11 protein-coding genes and 3 pseudogenes are annotated in these 16,628 nt (G+C 43.4%); 12 read left to right on the top strand and 2 right to left on the bottom strand.

Annotated elements, in window-relative coordinates:
• Positions 1-11: 11 nt before the first annotated feature.
• From srtB to AB4Z30_RS08680, 7 genes and pseudogenes are all read left to right on the top strand, one after another.
• Positions 12-788, top strand: coding sequence for a class B sortase (srtB, locus tag AB4Z30_RS08710; protein WP_441925291.1), 777 nt, complete (start codon positions 12-14; stop codon positions 786-788).
• A 255-nt stretch (positions 789-1,043) separates the two neighbouring features.
• Positions 1,044-2,819 carry a hypothetical protein gene (locus AB4Z30_RS08705; protein WP_441925289.1) on the top strand — a complete coding sequence of 592 codons (1,776 nt, stop codon included), beginning with the start codon at positions 1,044-1,046 and terminating at the stop codon, positions 2,817-2,819.
• 340 nt (positions 2,820-3,159) lie between these two features.
• Complete coding sequence (locus tag AB4Z30_RS08700) at positions 3,160-4,689, top strand: serine hydrolase domain-containing protein (protein WP_441925287.1); 1,530 nt, start codon at positions 3,160-3,162, stop codon at positions 4,687-4,689.
• A gap of 380 nt (positions 4,690-5,069) precedes the next feature.
• Positions 5,070-5,192 (top strand): annotated as a pseudogene (locus AB4Z30_RS08695) (VOC family protein); the annotation flags it as partial.
• A gap of 56 nt (positions 5,193-5,248) precedes the next feature.
• Positions 5,249-5,329: pseudogene (locus AB4Z30_RS08690) on the top strand (hypothetical protein); the annotation flags it as partial.
• 118 nt (positions 5,330-5,447) lie between these two features.
• The gene (locus tag AB4Z30_RS08685; protein ID WP_441925285.1) at positions 5,448-6,152 is read left to right on the top strand and encodes a hypothetical protein; all 705 of its coding nucleotides are present in this window, start codon (positions 5,448-5,450) and stop codon (positions 6,150-6,152) included.
• Positions 6,153-6,163: 11 nt separating this feature from the next.
• A pseudogene (locus AB4Z30_RS08680) lies at positions 6,164-6,421 on the top strand (CD3324 family protein); the annotation flags it as partial.
• Positions 6,422-7,014: 593 nt separating this feature from the next.
• On the opposite strand, the gene AB4Z30_RS08675 reads toward AB4Z30_RS08680, so the two are convergent.
• On the bottom strand, positions 7,015-7,254 hold the full coding sequence (locus AB4Z30_RS08675; RefSeq protein ID WP_441925283.1) for a hypothetical protein: 240 nt from the start codon (positions 7,252-7,254) through the stop codon (positions 7,015-7,017).
• A gap of 554 nt (positions 7,255-7,808) precedes the next feature.
• Here AB4Z30_RS08675 and AB4Z30_RS08670 point away from each other — a divergent pair.
• On the top strand, positions 7,809-9,938 hold the full coding sequence (locus tag AB4Z30_RS08670) for a 5'-nucleotidase C-terminal domain-containing protein (RefSeq protein ID WP_441925281.1): 2,130 nt from the start codon (positions 7,809-7,811) through the stop codon (positions 9,936-9,938).
• Between the two features lie 208 nt (positions 9,939-10,146).
• A complete protein-coding gene (locus AB4Z30_RS08665) occupies positions 10,147-10,482 on the top strand; it encodes a hypothetical protein (RefSeq protein WP_441925279.1) in 336 nt (111 codons plus the stop codon).
• Positions 10,483-10,610: 128 nt separating this feature from the next.
• On the opposite strand, the gene AB4Z30_RS08660 is transcribed toward AB4Z30_RS08665, so the two are convergent.
• Positions 10,611-11,333 (bottom strand): YheC/YheD family protein, encoded by a 723-nt coding sequence (locus AB4Z30_RS08660; RefSeq protein WP_441925277.1) that lies wholly within the window; start codon positions 11,331-11,333, stop codon positions 10,611-10,613.
• A 248-nt stretch (positions 11,334-11,581) separates the two neighbouring features.
• On the opposite strand from AB4Z30_RS08660, the gene AB4Z30_RS08655 reads away from it, so the two are divergent.
• The 3 genes from AB4Z30_RS08655 (at position 11,582) to AB4Z30_RS08645 (ending at position 16,622) form a co-directional block, all read left to right on the top strand.
• Positions 11,582-12,850, top strand: coding sequence for an L-lactate MFS transporter (locus tag AB4Z30_RS08655; RefSeq protein WP_441925275.1), 1,269 nt, complete (start codon positions 11,582-11,584; stop codon positions 12,848-12,850).
• A 386-nt stretch (positions 12,851-13,236) separates the two neighbouring features.
• The gene (locus AB4Z30_RS08650) at positions 13,237-14,331 is read left to right on the top strand and encodes a GtrA family protein (RefSeq protein WP_441925273.1); all 1,095 of its coding nucleotides are present in this window, start codon (positions 13,237-13,239) and stop codon (positions 14,329-14,331) included.
• Positions 14,331-16,622 (top strand): glycosyltransferase family 2 protein, encoded by a 2,292-nt coding sequence (locus tag AB4Z30_RS08645; RefSeq protein WP_441925271.1) that lies wholly within the window; start codon positions 14,331-14,333, stop codon positions 16,620-16,622. Before AB4Z30_RS08650 ends, AB4Z30_RS08645 begins: the two co-directional genes overlap by 1 nt.
• Positions 16,623-16,628: the final 6 nt, after the last annotated feature.

Below are 16,628 nucleotides of genomic sequence, written 5' to 3'. Positions count from 1 at the left end.
GCGGTAAGAACATGGGTAAAACTAAAAAAATTCTTATCGCCATTTCCTCCCTTGTGTTAATATTTTCTCTCATTGGTGTTTCGAGATCACTGCTGCGAGATTATGCGGAGCAACAGAAAATGAATGAGTTGACGAGCATGTGGGAGGAAGGGTCGAATAAAAACGGAGGGGATGCTATCCCCTCTTTTTTGTTCAATAAGAAAGATAAGCCAGTCGTGCTTCCTGAATTTCGAGGCCTTTACGAGCGGAACTCCGACATTGTCGGCTGGCTGAAAATTAACGGCACTCGAATTGAGTATCCAGTCATGCAAAATCCACAGGATGCGGGGTACTATCTCAATCATGATTTCGATAAGAATGAAACCGAGGCGGGCCTTCCTTTTTTGGACAGGAATAGCCAGATCAAGAGTTCAGATATTTTGCTGATTCACGGACATCATATGAAGAGTGGCTGGATGTTTAAAGATCTAATGAAATACAAGACTGAAAGCTTTTATAAAGAGCACAATACATTTGAGTTTAGCACGCTTTACGAGAAGGAAGAGTACGAGATTGTTGCCGTGATTCTGTCCAAAGTGTATCGTAAATCAGATGACGTGTTTAAGTACTATCAGATTGAGAATGTAAAGACGCCAGCCGAGTTCGATGCATATGTTCAGAATATTAAAAAACTCGCTCTTTATGACACAGGTGTAACAGCTCAGTATGGTGATAAGCTTGTTGTACTGTCCACATGTGAATATTCGACTGAAAATGGCCGGCTAGCGGTGGTGGCTGTAAAGCGTTAAGGTCGTTGTAAAAACAAGAAAATAATCGAATGCTTATCCTTCCATCATCATTTTGAGGGGCCATCTAAAACTTAGAAGTACCTCTAAATGCTGCAGCAATTGCAATTGACAGGAATATGTAGTGCTAATAGACTTAGGAAGAGCTGAGCATCGTGTTTGGAAGAGAGATCTTGGATAATCACTCCAAGGTCTCTTTTCGTTTGTAATTGTCGCGGATATAAAGCTCAGTTCAATAAAACACAGGAGGAAGACGAATTGAAAAGAATATTTTCCAGTTTACTGGCCATCGTGATGGTACTCACGTTTGTACCCGTCGCGGCGTTTGCTGATGGTTCTCTACCCGCCACGAAGAATGCATCAAATGTCATGATCGACGGTATGGAGAAGTCGTTAGACGGTTACAATATCGGGGGTAATAACTATTTTAAACTGCGTGATATTGCTAACCTACTGTCTGGTACAACAAAGCAGTTTGATGTGGCATGGGATGGAGAAAAGAATGCAATCAGCCTTTTAAGTAGCAGACCGTATACTGTTATTGGTGGTGAGATGGCCAAGTTACCGTGGGGCAGAACAAAGAGTGCAATACGTTCAACATCAAAAGTGTATCTTGATAATAAAGAAATCAACCTAACGGCTTATACGGTCGATGGCAGCAATTATTTTAAACTTCGAGACCTGGGCAGTACACTTGATTTCTATGTTAATTGGGATGAAAGAAACAATACACTCGAAATAGAATCCATGTTCAGTTATGTTTCAGAAAATTCGAGTGACACCTCAACGTACATAAGTAATATTAAAGTAGATAATTCACAAGAAGATTATTTAAGCAATTGGGCTAGAATTTCACCAGTACAGCAGTTTTCCTACAAAAATGAAGGCTTGGCATATGCTTATGTCGAGGACAGCACCCTTCAAATGGTAACATCTGGTAAAAAGTTGAGCATAGAGATGAAATATCCCGTATTGGGGGATGTGATATCCGATGATGATGGGAATTTTTACGTAGTATGGGGAAAAGAAAACGATAATAATGATGTAGTGGAAACGGTGTTTATTTCAAAGTACTCATCTGATGGTCAGCACATCCAAACAACGGGCTTTGAAGGAAAATCTTCTCCTTGGCATGACAGCAGCTCCGCCAAAACGAAGTCACCCTTTCGGCATGGTAACAGTGTTTCTGTGATCGCAAATGGTATCTTGGTCAATTATCATTCCAAGTTAAGATATGACGGTCATCAAAGCGATAATGCAATTGCTGTCAAAATATCAGATATGTCAGCTTATTCACTGCCTAATGATACCTTCAGCGGCCACTCATTTAATCAGAGTCTCATTTACAGTAAGCTGTCTTCAAGATTCCTTTTTGCGAGTCAAGGTGATGCATATCCGCGTGGGTTCAGAATAAATGATAGTCATGGGAAATATGGAAATAACGATGAAATTGTATTCCATTTCTATCTTGGAGCCAATGCAAACTATGATATGGGAATCGTAAATAAAACTTTTGCGCAGCTTGGTGGGCTTACCGAGACAAGCAAAGGAATTGTACTTGTAGGGGCATCTGCCAAGTCGATCAGCGAGGCAGCCAAGAGTGAAAAGCAAAATCTGTTCATACAAATATTTGACCCACGTGCTTCCCAATTATCCTCGTCTTCTGCTATCGGAGGTACTAATCGCAGTGGTGCAACCTCGTTTGATATTAATGACAGCAAGAGCAAACCTTTAACAGAGGTGACGGATCGTGGGGTAATCTGGCTGACCGACTATACAGACAAGGATGTTATCGCACCTCAGGTGGTCACTGCGGATGACCGTATTGTGATCATGTGGACGGAAGAAGATCAGAAATCAGAGTTCAAATCCTTTTATATGGTGCTGTCTGCGGAAGGTGATGTGATTACACCAGCAACCTCCATTGGCAGTATGCAGTTAAATTCATATGAAACGCCGATATACCATGAAGGCCTTGTCTACTGGGCGTACACGTATAATGGAAGGTTAAGAGTTGTTAGTATCAAACCGTAAAGCAAGTTTTGGTGCTGATTAACCAACCTGATAGCAGAATAAATCAGTGAAGCAAAGCTGGATGGAAAATGTGCTGTTTTCCGTTCAGCTTTTCTGTTATTTCATGGCACCCTGCAAGTTTAGTTTTACTATCGGAGAGCGGAATCATTTTTTCCCAGGCTTAGGTCTAAGAACAAATCAGTCTCAAGCCTGTACGATCAGGCAGAACCTTTAACTACAATAAAAAGTGTGGACGATCAAGTGTGAAAATTTAGTGCAGTTCCTTCATGATTTTCTATGGTTACATAGAATTACACACATGGTTACACAGAAAAATTAAATTCGATGAAGGAGAGGCGGCATGAAAAAATATATTAAATCAGGAATAGTTTTAGTTGCCCTAGTAGGGATAATAACATACGGTTTATCAGCCTTTCCAGTCGATGCCGAGCCAAACAGCAAAGTACATAACATTGAGAAATATATTGAGGAGCAGCAAAAAATCAGTCAAATTCCTGGTATTTCACTCGTAATCGTGGAGAAAGGGCAGACGGTTTATCAGCAAGGGTTTGGATATGCCGATCTGGAGACGAAGCAGCCGGTAACTGCAGAGACTCGTTTTGAGATTGGATCAACAACAAAGGCATTTACAGGTCTAGCTATATTGCAGTTGGAAAAGGAAGGGATGTTAAAACGAACGGATGATGTCCAGTCCTATATTCCCTGGTTCAAACTGAACTATAAAGGGAACCCACAGACGATTACGATTAATCAACTTCTGTATCACACCAGTGGTATTGCCTTTCAATCCATAGCACATATTCCTGAGAGTAACGAAGAGAACGCGCTTGAACTGACCGTCAGGACGCTTTTAGGTCAGGAACTGGATCGTGAACCAGGGAGTTCTATGAAATATGCAACAATCAATTATGATGTGCTTGGTCTCATTATAGAGGAAGTAACCAAGAAACCTTATGACCAATATATAAAACAGAAGATTCTAGAGCCGATCGGAATGAACGATTCTTTGGTTGGAAGACATCAAGTACAGTCTGCTGAAGTGGCGGCGGGATACAAACTTGGATTTATGCAAGCACAGGCTTATGAAGCACCGATCTATAGAGGCAACATACCTGCCGGATATTTGATCAGCAGCACGAATGATATTGCAAAGTGGATGAATTTCCAGTTAGGAGTGGGCACTGGTAATGAGGCTGATCAACAAATCGTACAATTATCCCATGTCCCTGATTCATCTGTAGAACCTTTTGATAAAGACAGCTATTACGGTAGTGGCTGGGTTATTCATAAGAAAAGAGATAAGACATATATACTGCACGAAGGAGCAAATCCCAACTACACCTCCTACTTTATCCTGCAGCCTGAGGAACAGGTGGGTGTGGCCATTTTATCCAATATGAATACATCCTATACGACAGCGATAGGTCAGGGTGTACTGGATCTTTGGGAAGGAAATGACGTCAATACGCACCATACCGACATGCTTCAAGAATTGGATAAAATATTGACTCTCGTATGTATCGTTCTTGGCTGCTGCAGTGCGTTGTTTATTGTTTTCATTGTGAGCATGATCCGGAACCTTGCCAAGAAGGAGCGGATGTGGAATTCGTTGAATGTTAGGAGGAGCAACTCTTTTCTTGTGCATACGATAGCAGCGGTTGCTGTAACAGAATGTATAATTATATTACCACCTATTTTTATGGGGGGCCTATCGTGGTCATTTGTGAAAGTTTGGGCTCCAACAACGGTAAGTGTGTCACTGTATAGTACCTTCATTACAATAAGTCTTTATTATCTGTACGTTATATTACGTAGTTTCACCCATAAGACAACATCTAGGCAGTTCCCAGTCTGTAGGGAAGTTTGGTGATAGCATCTATGCATATGAGATTTTAACCGGCGTAACAGACTCCCCGGAGTACCATCAGATATCTAAGGAGGAATTTGATTCGTTTGAAATGTGGTCTCAGGATCATTCAAGGAATAATAAAAAACTTTATGAAATCCTTGGCCGTCCTGTCCTCTGCAGTGGTTATTTGGGGAGAGGGGAATTGGATACCTCGTTGCTTCGTGAGATGTAAGTCCGGAACCATGCCTATAAATGCTACTGACATAACGTTGTCAGTGGTGTTTTTTTATAATCAGATCAGTACAGCAAAGGAGACAGGTAAGTATCAAGACTTAGGGAGAAATAATGAAGAAGACTAGGAAGGATGATCTGTTGTGAAATTTGCTTCTGTACGTATGATTTGGATACAGCAGCCGACGACGATGCCGTGGGGGAACCGTTCGATGCTGTTCCGCGATCCGGCGGGCAACCTCGTGAACCTTTTTCAACCGGTAACCGAGGAAGCAATTCAACGAATAAAATGAGGGACATTGATCCGTAAATAAACACATAAAAAAACAGCTCATCATTCGAGGAGTTCCCAGATAGGTTTGCAAAACTAGAAGTCCCCGCAATGACGTGGGCCGTATTCGAAGCTTTCGGACCGTTCCCGGAAACGTTGCTATGTAAAGTTTACTTAAGGTATTCATTACCTATATCGCGCACCATTCGAGTGGTATCCTTTTCCTATGTCAGATGCGCACCTGATCAATCCTTAAATTGGAAAGGGAGAATAAGAGATGAGTAAAGACCACATGATTCGTTCGATGTTATCTGAAAAAGTAAATATGACGCCGAATGGACGTATCGCCGATCAATTAAACCCGGAAGAGTTTGCTGAGTGCCACGAGTTATTCTTCGACAAGATCATGGAAATTCATGTATCTGATATTCAGGGAATTGAGGGCTACGGTGAATTTGATGAGGAATGCAAAACAGAATACGGAAGCTGTAAAGAATTTCTGATCGAAACATTCGCAGAACCACAAGAGGGCTATTGGTACAATTGGCAGGAGATGTTCGAGACAACGATACTTGATCGTGAATTTTTTGAAACATATTTGCAGGAAATGAAGGATAGAATCCCGTATTGTGAGGGGAAACGTTATTTGGTTTATAACAATACATTCTTCGTTAATATGATCACGGATGGCAAAACAACAGTTGGATTCCCTGACTGGAGCAGATCCGGCATCGGTGATTTCCTTCTCGATTTTGTTATTATGGATTTAAATAAGCCATACTTGCGTATTCCAGAATTATTATTCGATTATTGCAAAAAAAGGGATATGGACATACCAGATTTTCAGGAAAGATTTCTATGTATGGCTTATTATAAAGGCATTGATGTCTTGCGCTGGCATGCATCCATTGACGATACGGAGTCTTGCCGGTCCATTATGAAGTCCATCAGTGAACTAAAAGATCGAATTTACGCCTTATAGATGGTGATGCTATGAAATATATCAATGCTAGCGATGTCCTTCCCGAGGAACTGATAAAAGAAATTCAAAAGTATGCGGCAGGCAAACTATTGTATATTCCTTCTGGAGAGGAAAAAAGGGCCTGGGGAGAAACATCCGGTTACCGAACCCAACTAAAAAAGCGCAATCGAATGATCCGAACCAAGTACGCTCATGGGCGTACCGTATCAGAACTTGCGGACGAGTATTATTTATCCTTGGACTCCATTAAGAAAATCATCTACTCGAAGCAAAATGATGTGCAACTAGCTTATTCTGCGACACTCGAATCAGCTGTAAGCTACGCCAATAGCGGCATGCTTGAAGAATGGATTCAATGCTATTTGCTGCTCACCCTGCAAGCCTCTCCCGATGAGCAGGAGCTCCTGGGGGAGGATGATTTATACTTTGGAGTGGTTAAGTTTCCGTTACGCCTCATTCAGCATGAAGAATTCGATAACGTGGAGAACGTAGCAAGCGAAAGTGAAAGTGATGGTAAATCTATGTCCCTCCCCCTCCTTATTCAGTATAGGGAAGGAACGTTTCATTGTATGATGCAGGAAGAATTACTCGCTTCGTTGAAACAACGCAAAGTAAACGCCTATCCCTCCATCATTGTTTTGAAAGAAAATGCCGGATATAAAAGATTCATGAAACATTTCGGCAATGTATTTATTTTTGTTGATAAAGTTTGATTGCATACATGGGCCATCCTGTAAAGGAGGCCCTTAATGTAATTCGGAAAATGAATTCTTTCTTTGTAGTACGATCTCTAGGGTTCAAGCCAGGGATAAAAACAGGAGAACCCCTGCAAAGTTTAATAGTAAAGCAAACATTGTGCAGTTTATCCTACGCCATCACTTTCTAACAGGGAGTAAAAATTATCGCGGTCTTCATCATCGAATTTGCCAAGCGTCCGCACCTTGACCATTTCATGCCCGCCAAACAGGTCGATCTCCTCGCCATAACTGTTGTAGAGAGCAATCATATTGCCATCCTGATTTATCTCCATATACCCGTAACAATTTCCCTCAGGCACTTCACCATAAAAGAGCAAAAATTGGATTTTATCCACGCTGTTCATGTTGAGCTCCTTTCTTAATTCCTCATCAATCTGAACAATATTTTACGTGATACCGGATGAATTGGAAAAAGCGATATTGCCCTGCATATCCGGAAATTCATTACTGTATAGAAAGCATAAGGGGGGCTCTCTCGTTATATCGCTCATTCGCACATTATTTCTTGACGAGAGGGGATTTGGGGAGTATTATAACGTGCCGGTTTTTACAAGGTCTATCGATAGTCACCTCCTTTAATGGAAAATGAAGTGCTAGAATAGATGGTTTATATCGTTATGAGATTTAGGATGTATATAGAAGTTGCAGGAAGGCGTAGTGGTCGTGAAAGAGGGTAGTTTATGCATGTAACAGAGTCGGAAAGTGATTACAAAAAGTATATATAACATTTTATTCCATTACAGCAAGTGGAAAATATAAAATGTAACATATTCAATATGAAGAGTTATATCTTTTCTATAATTTTTTTACATAGATTTAATAGAATTAACCCCTTTTATGAATTGAACTATGGTAAAATATCTCAGGATCTGAAATTGGAGAGGGGTTTTGTTTACTCATGTCTTGGAAAAAAGTTTTGGGGAAAAGCACCATTCGTGTGGCTGCTGCTACATTATTACTCACTCAGCTATTCGGTGCAGCAGGTTCGGTTTCTGCCGCAGGCAAAGATGTAGAAGTACATTTGATTGGAATCAATGACTTTCACGGCCAGCTAGATACAACATCCATAGTTGGTGATAAAAAGGCAGGATCGGCTCCAATTCTAGCAACCTATCTCAAAGAAGCTCAAGCCAAGTATGAGCATTCTCTGTTGTTTCATAACGGGGACTCGGTTGGCGCATCGGCTCCAGTGTCATCTCTTGATCGGGATGAGCCTACGATGGAGTGGATGAATATGATGGGATTTGATGTGGGTTCCCTGGGTAACCACGAATTCGACCAAGGGATCGCAGCATTGAAAGCACAGATTTTCGGCGGTCTTGATCCAAAAGAAGGTAAAGTAACTCATGGCGGCGCGAAATTTGATTATGTAAATGCAAACGTGATCGAAAACTCCACGGGTAAACCCCTGATTAAACCGTATGTGATTAAAGAAGTAGGCGGCGTTAAAATCGGATTTATTGGCCTTGTGACGAAATCGACGCCGAACAAAGTATCTCCAGCAGGTACAGCAGGCGTACGTTTCCTGAGCGCTGAAGAAGAGGTTGAAGCCGTTAATAAATATGCAAAAGAATTGCAAGACCAAGGCGTTGAAACGATCATCGTTCTGGCCCATGACCCAGCATCGACTAAAGAAGGCGTAACAACTGGTGAAGCAGCTGATCTGGCAAAAGCCTTGCCTGCAAACTCACCTGTTGATGTTATCGTTGCGGGTGACAACCATGCTCTGGCAAACGGTGTCGTGAATGGCAAACTGATTGTGCAAGCGTACTCGTATGGTACGGCTTTTGAAGATATCAAGCTGATGATTGACCCTGTTACCGGGGATGTAACTGAAAAATCAGCTACCGTAACAACAACGTTCCAAGAGGGTGTAAAAGAAGACCCTGAAACACTCGCTATCATTAAAAAGTCTTTGGACAAGCACCCTGAGCTGACTAAGCCAGTAGGTACAACAGATGGCTCCGTTTTGCGTACAGATGCTTACAATAACGAAGCTCCGCTGGGCAACCTGATCGCAGATGCGATGCGTCAAGCGGACTTTGGAGATAAAGCAAGCAAGGCTGACTTTGCGTTCATGAATCCAGGTGGCATCCGTGCAGACCTGCCAAAAGGTGATGTGACTTTTGCGGATTTGGCTAAAATCCAGCCTTTCGGCAATACACTCGTGAAGCTGGAACTGACAGGTGAGCAAGTGAAAACGTTACTGCAACAGCAATGGGGAACGAATGCAGACGGCACACCAAACACAAAAACTTTGCAAATCGCTGGTTTGAAATACACCGCTGACTTCAGCAAGCCGGTTGCTGAGCGTGTGACGGCTCTTACGCTTGAAGATGGTACACCGGTTGATCCTAAAAAATCATACACCGCTGTTGTAAACAATTTCATGGCCGCAGGTGGAGATAACTACAAAGTACTGTTGGATGCGAAATCATCTTTGGCTGGTCCGATTGATCTGGATGTGTTCTACAAGTACATCACAGATACGTTCAAAGGCGGCGACATCCAAGCTAAGAAAGAAGGACGTATCACAAATCTGGCTGTCGCTACAGAGCCAGCAGAAACACCAGCACCAGTTAACAATGAGCCTATTACTCGTGCTGAATTTGTAACTGCACTCGTCGATCTGTTAAAGCTTAACGAAGTATCTACAGCACCATCTTATCAGGATGTTTCTCCTAATGCCGCATATGCAGATGCAATTGCAGAAGCTTCCAAAGCCGGATTTATTCAAGGTTACGGCGGTAACTTCTATCCTGAACGTGATATTACTCGGGAAGAGGCAGCAACAATTTTGGCCAAATTGGTAAACAGCCCGGCGTCCGAAGCGCAGGCAGCAACCATTATTGCTGGTTTTGAAGATGGAACATCCGTATCTGCTTATGCGGTGAAGCCACTGGCGAAACTGATTGATAAAGGTATTTTCAATGTAACAGACAAAAAAATGCTAGAGCCTAAGCAAGGCCTTTCGATGAATGATGCCAAAGCATTGATTCAAAAAGCAGCAGCGGCTAAAGCTTCTTAATCCTCACCTGCAAGCAATGAATGATCGAATCAAGATCAACATGTGACGAGCATTATACATGGCTACAACAGTTACGAACCACTCGCTAATCCAGCGGGTGGTTTTTTTGTGAGGCAAAAACACTTTTTTCTGCCTTGTCCACGTCTATCCCTCACCAAAATCCCTCTACTGTATCTAATAAACTATCAACAATAAGGAGGTTTTGAGAATGGGAAATCGTAGACCTACAGGTGGTTATGATCCGGTGCAGATTTATAACTCTACTTCGTTTAATGCGTATGGAACGGTCGAGTATCCATCTGTTTTCTGTAGCAATGACCGTTACAGTGTTCAACGCGAAGGGACGTGGCAGTCTTCAGGGCGCGGTGTTTGTCTGGTGACTCGAATAACAGCTACTGTGATCACACCGAGTGGAAACATCGAGGCCGAACCGTACACGTCATCAGGGACATCTTACAGCCAATTTGCCATTATCCAGGTCGGCCCGAACCAGTTTCGGGTAACGCGTGTGGTAGGCTCCGCTAGACATCGCCGGAAATGTTAAGGATGATCAGTAATATGGTAGAGCAAGGCGAGATCAAGCAGATTGTTGCGTAAAAAAATGTATGCAACGCAAGAAGCGACTCTCCAGATCAACGGTGAGTCGCTTCTTTGCGTCATAAAGCTTCAAAATTAGTGTTTCTGGTACCACAATATTCGGCGATACATCGAGGAATCTTTCAAGCGCCGAAAAGGACGAAGGTCGGGTCGATAATTGCCTTCAATAATCCAGATTCGGCCTTTCTTATCGATGCCGATATCAAAACCGATTTGTCTCAGATCAGGGTAGTGCACTTCGAGACTCTTTGCAGCCAGCAGAGCAGTGCGCTCCACTTGAAGAAGTTGCTTTCGTCCACCAGCACGTGCTAATTGTAACGCTTTGAGCACAGGAATGGTACGGTTGGTCACATTAGTCACCAGATATCCGCGTGACGCGATCTTGGCATAGGAGCCGGTCACGCGCCAAACAGAAGAGGTTGTCTTCTGGCGTTGAACCATAACTCGAAGATCGAAAGGCCTTTGCTGAATACGAGCTAAATATAGACGCTGCTGAATGATATACTCACGATCCTTACCAACTTGATCAAGCCAATCCTGTAATTCGTCTCTGTTTTGCATCGTAATGGTACTATTCTCATTCTGGATTCGATAGGTGCCCGTCTTCAGACGCCGGATAAACATAATATCTCTGCCATAGCGCCCATCGCAGGGTTTCAGCACGACACTGGAATGCTGTAGCAGCATTTGGTCGAAGGCTTCTTGCTCAAGCAACTGTGTTTCCGGCAATCGGCTGGCGAGTAAAGGGACACTGCTCAAGGCCCGATATTGTAGCCATTTGTCCCGTTGAAATAACATTGACATCACAGCCTTTAATCAGGGTCAAATCAGAATATACGACTCTCATCTTATTTTAGTTCAAACCTGTTTCTTACATAACCTACCATTCGTCTAAATATGAGAGTCTTTACTCCGTTCGGTAACTACAAAAAATCCCTGATAAAGCTATACGTGTTGTCATAGATGGATATCAAAAGCTGTGCTACACTTTATCGCATAAGTTAGTGAATTATTTCACAATACAATCATGAGGGGAAACGATCTCAGTGGAACTGACAAAAAAGAGATGGATTATTCTGATTGCAAGTTGCTTTATCAATCTATGTATTGGCTCCATTTATGCATGGAGTGTATTCGCTGCTCCGATGGCAGCATATCTAAGTGGTCTCACAGGGCGTACATTGACACCAGGAGATTTGGCTATTGTGTTTACGATCTGCAATTCGGTTGGGCCTATTACAATGATATCGGGTGGATGGATCAATGACAGGTTTGGACCTAAGAATGTCATTCTGGTTGGAGGGATTTTATTTGGGGGCGGTATGATTTTATCCGGCTTTGCGACGTCTGTAGGTTTTCTGGTATTTGCATACGGGATTGTGCTTGGCTTGGGAACAGGTATGATCTATGGGTGCACCATCAGCAACTCAATCAAGTTTTTCCCGGATAAACGTGGATTGGTTGGGGGCGTCACTACGGCGGCCTATGGATTAAGCTCTGTAATCATTCCTCCGGTTGCCAATGCATTCATCAGTAACTCGGGTGTAACCTCTGCATTTTTTATCATTGGGAGTGCCTTTCTTCTTATTATCTGCGTGGCTTCATTCTTTATTGAGAAATGTCCAGTCGATTTTGTTCCGACAGGTTGGACACCGAAGGCAGCCAATCTTGGCCGTGCTGTGAGAGAAGATAAGAACTGGAAAGGTATGCTTGCAAGCCCGATCTTCTACGTGATGATCTTGCTGTTAATCAGCGGAGCTTTTGCCGGACTGATGTGCACCTCTCAAGCTTCACCTATCGCTCAGAAAATGGTTGGTTTGTCGGCTGCTGCCGCAACAACAGTCGTTTCGATCCTGGCGCTGTTTAATACAGGCGGACGGATTCTGGCAGGATATATCTCAGACAAAATTGGCCGAATCAATACACTTGCCATTACCTCTCTCTTATCAGTCGCTGGGCTGACTATGCTTTATTTTTCAGGAGAGAGCAGTGTGGGGACATTTTATATAGGGATTTCCATGATTGGTTTAAGCTTTGGATCCCTGATGGGCGTATTCCCCGGCTTCACCGCAGATCAGTTTGGGGCCAAAAACAACAGTGTGAATTACGGGATCATGTTTATCGGATTTGCACTGGCGGGTTATTTCGGACCATCCATCATGAGGAATGTGTATAGCGCGGATGGCAGTTATCAGAGAGCCTTTGTTATTGCAGCGATCTGTGGTCTTACTGGATTTGTTCTGACCTTTGTATACAAATGGGCTATCAAATATCAGAATAAAGGCACAAGTAACAACTCTAAACTGACTGTTTAAGCGAAAGATACTCAAAAGAAAATCAAAAGTATCTGCAATCACCACATTAATTTATCAAGGGATTCATACAGCATTGGATATCAAAGATTCTTTCATTTTACCAAGCTGTTGTATAAGTCATACGATGTCATCCGAACCCCCGTTTAATAGACGGGGGTTCTTTATTATTTATGTGGCATCTGCAAGATTAATATGTCAGAGTGATATAGTCTGTTACGACTAATATATGTACATGAGAATGTCAAACTTTTTTACCATTAGATTACAAAATTGCTCGTTTACGACCCACCTTTTCGATGGTATACTCTCCTATATTCAAAGAAGATAATAACGCTAATTTGCGACAAAATTTTCATGAAAATATGTCGAATTGGGGCTCATTTCGGATGATTATAGCAAAAGAAAAGGACGAAACAATTATCCTCATTCCTTCGTTGGAACCAGATGATAGGCTTTTGTCCTATGTGCGTCAGTTGCGAGACTACGGGTTTACGAATTTGGTCATTGTAGATGATGGATCTGGTGAAACCTATCAACACATTTTCGAAGAATTGGGAGATAATGGATGTGTTTTGCTGCGACACGCGGAAAATCAGGGGAAAGGTGAGGCGCTGAAGACCGGATTTCGTTACATAGCACAGCATTACGGACAGGCTCATTACGTCGTTACTGCAGATTCTGATGGTCAGCACGCTGCGGAGGATGTGTATCGCATTGCCCAGGAAGCCAAACTTCATCCCCATAACTTACTGCTCGGTGTGCGTGATTTTAACGAAGGTAGTATTCCGCCGAAATCCCTGTTAGGCAACCGCATGACCTCTTTTATTTTTGCCCTGTTATATGGAAAGAAACTGTCGGATACCCAGACGGGACTTCGCGCATTCAGCACAAAGTTATTGTCATTTATGCTAGATGTGCGCGGCAAGCGATTTGAATATGAGCTGCAGATGCTGATTTCCTGTATTCAATCCGGTATAGCCATTCACACTGTGCCCATTCAGGTGATCTATGAAAACGGAAATGCAGGTACACATTTCAAAGCTATTCAGGATAGTGCCCGGGTGATGGGTGTACTATTCTCTAATTTCTTTCGTTTTATTTCATCGTCAGTCGCGAGCTCAGTGGTCGATTTGGGCATTGCCTGGTTTTTGATTGATTTCCTGCGTCCCCTGATGGGGGATCAGCATTATTTAAGAATTCTGCTCGCCACCGTCATCGCCCGAGTCATTTCTATTGTTGTGAATTATGTACTGAATCGATATTTTGTGTTCCGAAAGGAAGACAGCCGGGGGAGTCTATGGCGTTACTTAACGTTGTGCGGCTTGGTTATATTGCTGTCAAGTACAGGCGTTTATTTATTCCATACCCTATTCCTCGTGGATGAGAAGGCGGCGAAATTCGTCTGTGACGCCATTCTATTCCTGCTGAGCTTTCAACTGCAGCGGAGGTGGGTATTTGCAGCAAGGAGGAAACAGCTGTAGTGCAAAACGAGAAAAGACAAAATGTTTTTTTCATCATCACCATGATTCTCATGACGATTTATCTGATCTGGCGTATGTTCTTTACGCTACCATGGGGAGAAGGGGTGCTGAATGTTATCTTTGGCATACTGCTCATTATGGCGGAGGCGGTCACGGTGGGCACGACCTTCGAGTTGTTTTTTCAAAAGATGCAAAAGAAACGGGCACAGCTCGATTTTCCGGTGATCCCGGATGAATATTACCCGCATGTCGATGTGTTTATCGCCACACATAACGAACCCGTTGACCTTCTATATAAAACGGTGAATGCCTGTACGTTCATGGATTATCCGGACAAGTCGAAGGTGCACATTTATCTGTGTGATGATGGGGCGAGACCTGCAGTGGAAGAACTGGCGAAGGAGTTCGGCGTAGGGTATCTGGGTTTCCCAGGCAACAAGGATGCCAAGTCCGGTAACCTTAACAATGCGCTGAGCAAGACTTCTTCTCCGCTGATCGCCACTTTTGATGCAGACATGATTCCGCAGCATACATTTCTAATGAAAACTGTCCCGTATTTCCTGCTCTCCACGTTTACCGAGGAGAATGGAGAATGGCGGCTTCGCCGTGAGGATGAGATGGATCCGACCTTTAAGCTGGGGCTGGTTCAGACCCCGCAAAGCTTTTACAATCCCGATCTGTTCCAGTTCAACCTATATGCGGAGCAAGGGATTCCGAATGAACAGGATTTCTTCTCGCGTGAGGTTAACATTCTGCGCAATGCGTCCAATGCGGTTGCATATACGGGCAGTAATACGGTGATTTCCCGGCAAGGTATGGTGGATATCGGTGGATTCCCACTGAACACCATTACGGAAGATTTTGAGACAAGCATCCGGTTACAGCAGGAAGGATATATCACGTATGCTACCCAGGAAGTACAGGCAGCAGGGCAGACCACGACCACAATTTCGAGTATGATCAAGCAGCGGATTCGCTGGGCGAGGGGCATTATCCAGAGTTTGCAAAATACGCGTGCACCGATCTCCAGGAAGCTGCCTTTCTGGACCAGGATAACCTATGTAAGCAGTTTCCTGTACTGGTGGTCTTTTTTTAATCGACTGATCTTTATCCTGTCTCCTATTCTGTTTGCCTTGTTTGATTTCCAGATTGTAAATACGACCTTCTGGCAGATTCTAATCTTCTGGCTGCCTTCGTATTTCTTTTACAGTCTGTCGATGCGTTATCTGTCGAGTAATATACGAAATCAACGCTGGAGTCAGGTCATTGATACGATCTTCATGCCTTATCTGATCTGGCCAGTCATTCTGGAGACAGTGGGCATCCGTGAGCGTAAGTTCAAGGTGACGAATAAAAACCGTTCAACCGGACGTGAGTGGATTGCCTCGATGAAATATGCACTGCCGCATATTTTTCTACTCCTGTTATCCATCGCCGCCATTATTCGGTATGTGAACGGCAAATACGGCATCGCCTTGTTCTTCAGCAGCATTATCATCTTCTGGCTCGTTCACAATATGATTGCCTTGCTCTATGCCCTCTTCTTCATGATCGGACGCCGGGCATATCGGGAGAATGAGCGGATACGAGCACAGGAGGATGTTATCATCGGTTATCCGGATAGTACGCTACGATATGAGGCCAAAACCGTTGATCTGTCGGAAAATGGCATCGCATTTTACGTTCCATACCCTATTTATTTGCCGGAGCAGAAGACGATCTCTCTGATCGTCAAATCGAGTCGATATGAAGCCAAACTTGATGCTGTTATTGTATATGTTAAGGCCGATGGCGAGGGATGGCGCTATTCCGCAACGGTTAAACCGCTCAGTGAGACGGATAATCGGCAATACATGCAGCTCATTTATGACCGGAAGCACTCGCTGCCAGAGCAGATGAATCTATGGGATACGGCATACGATGACATGCTTCGCAATGTGAAAAAGCGGATCATCCAGCCTAAGTCGGATCAGCGGAAAATGCCGAGGCTGTCCCTTCATCTTCCCGTGACGTTCACAAATCATGCAAGCTGTACACTGCTCAGCTTCAATTATCGTTTCTTCTCTGCCACAAATCTGCAAGGTAAGATAGCAGAGGGGGCAGAGGTAACCTTTTACACCGAAAGCAATATTGAAGTGGTCTTAAAACATACAGGAAAAACAACGGCGAACAAACGTGAAGTGCTTCTCTCCGTAGAGAATATCGATGAGATCTTGGGGCGTGGTCTGATTGATCAGTTGCTGAGTGATTTGATCCGTCCACAAGCTGAGCGGTTCACCAAAGAGGGTTAGGAGAGA

It is taken from the genome of Paenibacillus sp. 2TAF8, assembly GCF_052114825.1.
Taxonomy (GTDB): domain Bacteria; phylum Bacillota; class Bacilli; order Paenibacillales; family Paenibacillaceae; genus Paenibacillus.
Note: the sequence above shows the minus strand (reverse complement) of the source record. Positions and strands in the feature narration are given on the sequence as shown.